Source organism: Microbacterium sp. Bi128 (genome assembly GCF_918698205.1).
In genome coordinates, this window is record NZ_CAKKMM010001144.1 from 1 (window position 1) to 1,663 (window position 1,663).

Genomic DNA, 1,663 nt, shown 5'->3' on the forward strand with positions numbered 1-1,663 from the left:
CAGGCCGGAGTTTCGTTACTATTTGAGCTTTGGCCGATTGGTCAAGTGTGATACTACCCAAATAGCCGGGCACAGTATTTGCCGTTGAATTCCCACGTAGTAAATGACTTAGGACCAAGTGGTATTACCGCCAATCCGAGTACTTCCTTGCCGACATCGGCAAGGCAACCCAAGCCACGCTAAGGCCGAAATGGCCTCCTTCATGTAAAGAGCTTCGAAAGATGCTCCCGAAAAGATAGGCCGTGAACAATTGCCGGGAGCCGCTATTCTTGACAATTATTTTCCCCTATATGAGAGTGTGCTCTATCTAAATATCCCCGGCACCGATCGGAGCGCGCAGCAAATGAAAATACGCCATTGGGGTTCGGGCATCACTGTTGCGCTTGTGCTGTGCGGGTCTCTTGTTGCGGGTCCTGCATCCTCGGCGGCGGAGCCGATCGTTCCGGGCCACCTGCCTTATCCGGCCGGCGGAACATCTGTACTGGGAGACGGTATTGACGCGGGCAACCGGAATGCGCAGCTGGCGGAGACCGTTCCTGCACAGATCAACCAGTCCTGGCGTGCCGAGCCGCCGCTCTGCCCGTCCTCCGGCGGCAGCAGTGCCGTGTCCATCAGTGTGTCGGGAAACCGGACGGTTGTGGTGGACACGCAGTACCAGTGCTCGTGGTTATCAGCCTACGAAACAGGCACCGGAAAGCTGCTGTGGCGCCATCAATACCACTTCGCCCACATGGCGAAGATCGACGGATCGAGGGTCTATCTCTCCCACGACAACCCCGAAACCAGCCAGATGGTCCTGGACACATTCAACCTGAACATCGGCGCATTGTTGTGGACTAGCCCTTACGTGAGCGAATACCGAACCGTGTTCGGCTCCGGAGTGGTCATGGGCGGTTATTACGCTCTGGATGCAACCACGGGCATTAATCGGTTCGTAGCAGGCCCTAGCGCAACCAGTGAACCCTCGCTTATCGAAGCGGGTCGGGTCATTTACAACGGACAAGGTTTGGTAGAGGCTTTCTCCGCCACAACAGGAAAGTCGATCTGGAAGTACGTGAAACCTGGAGGCAACTCCGGCCCGTACGGGCCTGGCGCGGGGACCGCCGCAGCGTCTGTGCATAACGGCAGGCTCTACATCTCCAGCAACTTTTACACGGCGCAGACCTTGGTACTGGACGCCGCAACAGGCAGGTACATCCGTACGCTGCCCAACAGCACGAAGGCCATCGCCTTCGACGGCCGCACCGGGATCTTCACCACGTCCGGCTACAATGAGCCCTCCGTTATCACGGCAGCAGACCTGGACACCGGTGCGGTTCAGTGGACACACCGGCTGGGCATGAAGGACCAAAACTACGGCTACGAGGTCGTGTCCTCGGCACCTATCATCGCAAACGGGCTGGTCTGGATCCTCGCCGGCGTCGACACCCTCACCCCGGGACAACTTCTCGCCCTGGATGAGATCACAGGCACGGTCCGGAGCGGCACCGAGGTTGTGTGTCCGCCCCCGTTCGGCGGCAACCTCGCCATCGCCCAGCACCGCGTCTTTGTCCCTACGGGATGCGGTGTCCAGACCTACGTTCCCGGAGCGGCCGACACCGTAGCACCGACCGTGACGGGCCGGACACCCGCAGCATCCGCTACGAATGTGAGCCAAAACGTA

At 59.2% G+C, this 1,663-nt stretch carries 1 protein-coding gene; it reads left to right on the forward strand.

Going from position 1 to position 1,663, the window contains the following annotated elements; genetic code table 11:
* Nucleotides 1-298: 298 nt before the first annotated feature.
* A partial coding sequence (locus tag LQV45_RS30630; RefSeq protein WP_230011016.1) for a PQQ-binding-like beta-propeller repeat protein occupies nucleotides 299-1,663 on the forward strand: 1,365 nt, incomplete at its 3' end.